Here is a 7,055-nt window from a genome sequence, read left to right on the forward strand (position 1 = left end):
GTCCGGGTTTTCTCGTCCCTTTTTGTAGGTTAGAAGGAGAGTTGAACGACCGGGCAGGCCCATGATGAACATGCAGCATATCGATAAGTCCCCCGTCGCGCAGGATCGCGACGCTATCTGGGCGCAGTTGCGCGATGAGGCGCGGGACGCCGTCGCCGGAGAGCCGCTGCTGGGCGCGCTGGTCCATGCCGGGCTGCTGCACCATCAAAGCCTGGAGGCCGCACTGGCCTATCGTTTCTCGCTGAAGCTGGCATCTGGCGAGATGAGCGAGCAAATCCTTCGCGAGATCGCGGACCAGGCCTATGCAAGCGCGCCCGATCTTGGCGACGCCGCGCGTGCAGACCTGATGGCTGTGTATGATCGCGACCCTGCCACTCATCGTCTGATCCAGCCGATCCTGTTCTTCAAGGGGTTTCAAGCCCTTCAGGCATACCGGATGGCGCATTGGCTGTGGCAGCAGGACCGGCGCGACATGGCGTATTTCGTGCAGATGAGGTGCTCTGAATGCTTCGGCGTCGACATTCATCCCGCTGCGACCATCGGAACAGGCGTCATGATCGATCACGCCCATTCCATCGTCATCGGCGAGACGGCAAGCGTCGGCAATGACGTGTCGATGCTGCATTCGGTCACGCTTGGCGGGACAGGCAAGGAGGATGGCGACCGGCATCCGAAGATCGGCGACGGCGTCCTGATAGGCGCGGGAGCAAAAGTCCTTGGCAACATCCGTGTTGGTCACCATTCGCGCATTGCTGCCGGATCGGTCGTCCTGCACGAGGTGCCATCGTGCAAGACCGTGGCCGGGGTGCCGGCGCGTGTCATCGGCGATGCGGGATGCACCGATCCGTCGCTGACCATGAATCAGTTGCTGGGGATCGAGGACTATACCTAAACCCAGTCCCTTGCGCCGCTGCCGCTCAGTTCCGGCAGCGAGATGCGTTCCTTCGCCAGCCGATCATCGAGCTCGCGCGCAAGCCGCGGCACGAGGGACAGGCCTTGGTAGATCACCGCGGAATAGATCTGCACGGCGGTCGCACCGGCGCGAAGCTTCTGCCAGATATCTTCCACGGTCGAAATGCCGCCGACGCCAATCAACGGCACCTCCCCGCGCGTCTCCCGGTGCAGCAGCGCCAAGATGCGGGTAGATCGCCCGAAGAGGGGCTTGCCGGAGAGGCCGCCTGTCTCTGCGGCATGCGGGCCTGAGATGTCTTGGCGGGACAGCGTCGTGTTGGTGGCGATGATGCCGTCGAGACGGAGGTCGCGGGCCACCGCCGCGATCTGCGATACCTCGACATCGGTCAGGTCCGGCGCGATCTTGACGAAGACGGGGATCCGCTTGGGGAGGGCATCGCGCGCGCCGTTGACCCGGGCGAGAAGGGCGGCAAGTGCATCCGCCCCTTGAAGGTCGCGGAGTTTTTCGGTGTTGGGCGAGGAGACATTCACCGTCACGAAATCGGCCGACGCGCCGGCCACCTGCAGCACGCGCACGAAATCCTCGGCGCGATCCGCGCTCTCCTTGTTTGCGCCGAGGTTCAGCCCGACCGGGATCTCCGTCGGCCGGGCAGCGAGCCGCTGGCCGATCCGCTCGGCTCCTTCATTGTTGAAACCGAAGCGATTAATGATGGCGTTCTGGTCGCTCAGCCTGAAGAGGCGCGGCTTCGGGTTGCCCGGTTGCGGCCGCGGAGTGGCGGCGCCGATCTCGACGAAGCCGAAGCCTGCTCGCATCAGGGGCGCGATGACGCGACCGTTCTTGTCGTATCCTGCGGCTAGGCCGATGGGATTGGGCAGATCCATGCCCGCCAGATTGACCCGCAGTCGGTCCGAGGTGACCGGCCCACCGCACAACGGTGCAAGTCCCAGTTCCAATGCACGGATCGATAGATCATGCGCACGTTCGGGATCGAGGCGATGGAGCGCGGCGAGGCCGAGCTTTTCGACGATCTTCATTGCAAGGGTCCCGTTTCATGACCGGCATCTGTCAGTGCGATGGGGCGCGACCACTTGATGTCGGATAGATGCAGAACCCGGTAGAGATGCGGAAACAGCGCGCCGCCTCGCGAAGGTTCCCATTTCAGGTCGGCGGCAAGATCGTCCGCATCGCAGGCGAGCAGCATCACGTCGTTCTTCCCGGCGAAGTGCTTGGAGAGCGTCCCGTGCACCTGCTCTGCCGTCGAGAGATGAATATAGCCGTCAGCGATGTCGACCGGCGCGCCGGCACTGCTGCCAGCGATCTGCAGATCGGCCCATTCGGACGCGCGGAGTATCTTGTAGATCATCATTGTCGCATTTGCCTTGGCCTGGTCGACCGGGTCAAGATCCCGTCTGCGAGTGCCGCGTTGACCGGTGGCGCCGGCTGCGCCAAGCTGACCCGGCCATTGACCGGGCCGAAAAGGGATCCAGCATGACCAGACGTCTTCTTGTCGCCGCCTCTGCCATTGCGCTTGTCGCCGGAACGGCGCAGGCCGACACGGTGCTGCATATCCTTCACACGAACGACGTGCATAGCCGGATCGAGCCGATCAACAGTTCCGACAGCACCTGCAACGCAGAGCAGGAAGCCGCGGACGAATGCTTCGGCGGCATGGCCCGCATCGCCGCGAAGATCGATCAGTTGCGAGAAGAGATCAAAGCCGAAGGCGGCAATGTGCTGGTTCTGGATGCGGGTGACCAGTATCAGGGGTCGCTGTTCTACACGACCTACAAGGGGAAGGACGTTGTCGAGTTCATGAACGGCATCGGCTATGACGCCCTGACCGTCGGAAACCACGAGTTCGACGATGGCCCGGAAGGCCTGGCGGTCCTTGCTGACGGCGTCGTCTTTCCGGTCCTGTCGGGAAATCTCGACGTGTCGCGATCCAACGTGCTCGCCGGCAAGATCCTGAAGCACGTCGTGTTGGACGCTGGCGACCAGAAGATCGGCATCGTCTCCGCTCTGGCCATGGACACGCCTGAAACCTCGTCCCCCGGAACCAGCTTGGTCTTCCAGGACGATGCGGAAAGCCTGGCGGCTTCGGTCGAAGAACTGCAGGCCGAGGGCGTGAACAAGATCATCGCCCTGACCCATGTCGGCTATGGCCGTGATCTGCAGCTTGCGACCGAGGTTCCGGGACTGGACGCGATCGTCGGAGGGCATTCGCACACGCTTCTGGGCGACATGGACGGGGCGAGCGGGGCCTATCCGACCATGGTCGAAGGGCCTGAGGGCGCCGAAGTGCCGGTTGCGCAGGCTTATGCGTATGGCAAGTACCTGGGGCATCTGAAGCTGACTTTTGATGATGAGGGCAACCTCGTCCAGGCCGAGGGTCAGCCGATCCTTCTCGATTCCTCAGTGCCGCAGGACGAGGCGGTCGCGGCACGTGTCGGCGAAATGGCCGAGCCCATCGCGGCGCTGCGTGAAGAGGTCGTCGCCAAGACAGCAAACCCGATCGGCGGTGATCGCGCGGCTTGTCGCACGAGGGAATGCGAAATGGGCAACCTTGTCGCCGACGCGATGCTGGACCGTACGGCCGAGCAGGGCGTGACCATCGCCATCCAGAACGGTGGCGGGCTGCGGGCATCCATCGACGAGGGCGACGTCACGATGGGCGAGATCTATTCGGTGCTGCCGTTCCAGAACACCCTTGCCACCTTTCAACTGACCGGTGCCGGCGTCATCGAGGCGCTGGAAAATGGTGCCAGCCAATACGAGGAAGAGGCGGGACGCTTCGCCCAGGTTGCGGGTCTGAAGTACACGGTCGATCCCGCCGCCGATGTCGGGTCGCGCATCAGCAACGTGATGGTCGAGAAGGACGACGCGTGGGTGCCCATCGACGAGGAGGCGACTTATGGCGTGGCGACCAACAACTACATGCGCAACGGCGGCGACGGGTACGCGATCTTTGCGTCAGAGGGCCAAAACGCCTACGACTTCGGACCGGACCTTGCCGAGGTCGTCGCGGATTATCTTGGAGTCCGGCAAGATGGCTACACTCCTTACACGGACGGTCGCATTGCGGTGAAATAGGGTGCACACTCTGGCCGTTGGCTTGGCCGCGCTCTTGCGCTAAGCGATGCCGATGAGGACAGGTTTCCCAGTCGCGCAGCCGGGTCAGCGGATCGGTATCCTTGGTGGATCGTTCGATCCGCCCCACGCGGGTCATGTGCTGATCAGCAAGGTCGCGATGCGGAGGCTGCGGCTGGACAAGGTCTGGTGGCTGCTGTCGCCGGGCAACCCCCTGAAGTCGCATGGGCCGGCACCGCTGGATGATCGCCTGGCCGCTGCGAGGCGACTGGTCGTTGATCCGCGGATCGTCGTTACTGACCTTGAGGCGCAGCTGGGCCTTCGGAAGACGGCGGATACGATCGAGGCGCTGGATCGCCTGTATCCGGCCGCGCGCTTCGTATGGCTCATGGGGTCGGACAACCTCGTTCAGTTTCATCGGTGGGAACGGTGGCGGCAGATCGCTGGACGAGTGCCCTTCGCGGTTCTGGCTCGTCCGGGAAGCCGGATGGAGGCGCGGCATTCTGTGACTGCGACAGTTCTGCGGCCGTTCCGGGTCCCTGAGGAGAGGGCCTCAATTCTGCCCAGCACAACGCCTCCGGCATGGGTGATTCTGAACCTGCCGATGTCGCCGATGTCTTCCACGCAGTTGCGGCAAGGTGACGCCTGATGCTCGACCGCCGAGGGTTCATTGCGGCGCTGGTTGCTGCGGTGCCGACGGCCGCTGGCGCGCGTGGACTGGACATGCGTCCGCCGCGAAAGCCCATGCCGGAACCAGGAGACGTGGTCGCTGCCAGTGGACTGCAAGGGAAGATTGCCTTTGCGCTGCTGGATGGCCGGCAGCCGGCTGCCTTGGGCAAGGCGGCGCTGGCAATGGCGCCGGCCAGCACCATGAAGGTCATCACTGCGCTTTTTGCGCTCGATCGACTGGGGCCTGGGCATCGCTTCGGCACAAGGCTGATCCGAGCGGGCGACATGCTGATCCTGGCAGGTGGCGGCGACCCGGTGCTGTCGAGCGACGACCTGGCGCGGCTGGCCGCCACCTTGGCAAGCAGCGGCTCTCCTCCGCCTCGGAGGTTCGCCGTTTGGGGCGGTGCGCTGCCAAGCATCGCACAGATTGCGCCCGAGCAGGCGGTGCATCTGGCCTACAATCCCACCATTTCAGGCATGATCCTGAACTTCAATCGCGTCCACCTGGGCTGGACTCGCGTCGGCGTCAACCATCAGCTGAGCGTCGAGGCTCGCGCGACGGGGCAGTCGCTTAGGGCCTACACGATCAGCGCGATGCCGGCGACGCATGCCGATCTTTTCACCTATCGCCATGATATAGAGCGCGAGTACTGGACCATCTCGCGTGCGGCGATGGGTCCGTCGGGCAGCCGGTGGTTGCCCGTCCGCCTGCCAGAGCTTTACGCGGCAGACGTGTTCCAGACCCTGTGCCGCGCGCGGGGGCTTGTCCTGCCGCAGCCAGAGGTGATCGCGCACCTGCCGCAAGGCGAGGTGATCGCCCGGCACGACAGCCCGCCGTTGCGAACGCTCGTGCACGACATGCTGCTTTATTCCACGAACATCACCGCCGAGACGCTCGGCCTGCATGCAAGCGGCGCCAACACGCTGCCGACCTCGGCCGACGCAATGAGCGGCTGGCTGGGCGGCCTGGGCAAGGGGATGCGGCTGGCCGATCATTCGGGGCTTTCGGAGGCAAGCCGCGTTTCCGCCTTCGGCCTCGCCAGTGTGCTGGCGGGACCGGGCCGCGATCTGGGGCTGGGGCCGCTGCTGCGGACAGATCCGCTGGACGAGGATCTGGGGCCGGGGCAAGCCGACCACCGCGTGTCTGCGAAGACCGGCACGCTGAACTTCGTTTCCAACCTGGCGGGCTATGTGACGACACGATCGGGTCGCGAAGGGGCATTCGCGATCCTGTGTACGGACGAGGCCCGGCGCGCGACGTCGATCGGGGAGGAGCTTCCTGATGACGTCAGCACCTGGACGCATGCCGCCAAGTCGCTGCAGCGCGACCTGATCGGCGCCTTTGCCGGTAGGCTTGGGGGTTAGGCCGTGTTGATAAAAGGGATTCACAGGTCGCGCTGATCATGGCTCAAGCTGGTCTCTGCGATGGAGATCAGCTTGGCATGAGACCTGATGCCGGACGAGGAGTGGGCGTTCCATGAACGCTTCATCCTCGCCGTTCGCGCGCCGAACGGCCGCAAACCCCTGAACCATCGTCCTGGTCTGGACGGCATTTTCTGGATCGCGCGGACGGGATCGCCTTGGCGCGACCTGCCCGAAGTTCGGCAAGTGGTCCAGCGTCTACCGCCAGTTTCGGCGTTGGACCCTCGCGGTGCTCCGGAAGCAGATCATGGGCGCATCGAACGAAAGCGGGCTGGTTCCCGACGCCCTTCAGATGATCGGCAGCACCGCAGTCCGCGCCCATCATCAGGCAGCGGGCGCAAAAGGGGGGGCTCCGAGGCAAGGTTTCGGCCGGTCGAGAGCGTCCGGTGGGAAGACGATCCACCGGACCGTTTTCTGGACCACCTTCCACTTCACGACCAAGATCCACCTCCGGGTCAACGGTGCAGGCCCCACCTAAGGTCGGATATTTCGCCGGGCGAGACGTCGGACCATCTGGGCTTCGATCTGGCCATGGACGACAACCTGCCGGAACCTCGCGTCCTGCTGGAACCTGGCGTCCTGCTGGCCGATCGCGGCCATGCCTCTGATAAGGTTCGCAAAACCATGGAGGCGCGCAACGTCGTGCCCGTGATACCTATGCGGAAGTCACGGAAACTGCGCGTGGCTGTCGACCGCAAGCCCTACCGGCTGCGGAACCTTGCCGAGCGGTGCTTCAACAAGCTCAAGAACGCCCGCCGCGTCGCCTGCCCGCTACGACAAGACCGCAGCGGTTGTCTCACGCAGTCTCGGGCTGACCCACAAAAAGAGACCTGCAAGTCGTCGAGCAGAAGCGGCCTGAGATCCGGCAGGCACGCCATATCTGGATCACACGACGCCCACCGTTCATGCACAACGCGTTGACGCGCATCGATTTCATCGACGAGACGTCGCTGAAGACGAACAC

The 7,055-nt window shown here is 64.1% G+C and carries 6 protein-coding genes and 1 pseudogene; 5 read left to right on the top strand and 2 right to left on the bottom strand.

What is annotated here, in order from left to right:
* Positions 1-64 precede the first annotated feature (64 nt).
* On the top strand, positions 65-892 hold the full coding sequence (cysE, locus tag OC159_RS09185; RefSeq protein WP_265500859.1) for a serine O-acetyltransferase: 828 nt from the start codon (positions 65-67) through the stop codon (positions 890-892).
* Here cysE and OC159_RS09190 read toward each other — a convergent pair.
* Both OC159_RS09190 and OC159_RS09195 read right to left on the bottom strand, forming a co-directional pair.
* Positions 889-1,947, bottom strand: a complete 1,059-nt coding sequence (locus OC159_RS09190; RefSeq protein WP_265500848.1) for a quinone-dependent dihydroorotate dehydrogenase — start codon at positions 1,945-1,947, stop codon at positions 889-891. The two genes, cysE and OC159_RS09190, sit on opposite strands and share 4 nt — an antisense overlap.
* Positions 1,944-2,279 (bottom strand): DUF952 domain-containing protein, encoded by a 336-nt coding sequence (locus tag OC159_RS09195; RefSeq protein ID WP_265500849.1) that lies wholly within the window; start codon positions 2,277-2,279, stop codon positions 1,944-1,946. Before OC159_RS09195 ends, OC159_RS09190 begins: the two co-directional genes overlap by 4 nt.
* Before the next feature lie 122 nt (positions 2,280-2,401).
* Between OC159_RS09195 and OC159_RS09200 the strand changes: the two genes are divergently transcribed.
* The 4 genes and pseudogenes from OC159_RS09200 (at position 2,402) to OC159_RS09215 (ending at position 6,950) form a co-directional block, all read left to right on the top strand.
* A complete protein-coding gene (locus tag OC159_RS09200; protein ID WP_265500850.1) occupies positions 2,402-4,003 on the top strand; it encodes a bifunctional metallophosphatase/5'-nucleotidase in 1,602 nt (533 codons plus the stop codon).
* A 52-nt stretch (positions 4,004-4,055) separates the two neighbouring features.
* Positions 4,056-4,649 (top strand): nicotinate-nucleotide adenylyltransferase, encoded by a 594-nt coding sequence (locus tag OC159_RS09205; protein WP_265500851.1) that lies wholly within the window; start codon positions 4,056-4,058, stop codon positions 4,647-4,649.
* Positions 4,649-6,034 (top strand): D-alanyl-D-alanine carboxypeptidase/D-alanyl-D-alanine endopeptidase, encoded by a 1,386-nt coding sequence (dacB, locus tag OC159_RS09210; protein ID WP_265500852.1) that lies wholly within the window; start codon positions 4,649-4,651, stop codon positions 6,032-6,034. The genes OC159_RS09205 and dacB overlap by 1 nt, the downstream gene beginning before the upstream one ends.
* A gap of 87 nt (positions 6,035-6,121) precedes the next feature.
* Positions 6,122-6,950 (top strand): annotated as a pseudogene (locus OC159_RS09215) (transposase).
* Positions 6,951-7,055: the final 105 nt, after the last annotated feature.

The organism is Paracoccus beibuensis, assembly GCF_026162625.1.
Classification (GTDB): domain Bacteria; phylum Pseudomonadota; class Alphaproteobacteria; order Rhodobacterales; family Rhodobacteraceae; genus Paracoccus; species Paracoccus beibuensis.

What these genes read in the sequence shown, in the direction of transcription:
- OC159_RS09200 (WP_265500850.1), top strand. Translation starts at nt 2,402, where the DNA reads ATGACCAGACGTCTTCTTGTCGCCGCCTCTGCCATTGCGCTTGTCGCC.
- OC159_RS09195 (WP_265500849.1), bottom strand. Translation starts at nt 2,279, where the DNA reads ATGATGATCTACAAGATACTCCGCGCGTCCGAATGGGCCGATCTGCAG.
- OC159_RS09205 (WP_265500851.1), top strand. Translation starts at nt 4,056, where the DNA reads ATGAGGACAGGTTTCCCAGTCGCGCAGCCGGGTCAGCGGATCGGTATC.
- cysE (WP_265500859.1), top strand. Translation starts at nt 65, where the DNA reads ATGAACATGCAGCATATCGATAAGTCCCCCGTCGCGCAGGATCGCGAC.
- OC159_RS09190 (WP_265500848.1), bottom strand. Translation starts at nt 1,947, where the DNA reads ATGAAGATCGTCGAAAAGCTCGGCCTCGCCGCGCTCCATCGCCTCGAT.
- dacB (WP_265500852.1), top strand. Translation starts at nt 4,649, where the DNA reads ATGCTCGACCGCCGAGGGTTCATTGCGGCGCTGGTTGCTGCGGTGCCG.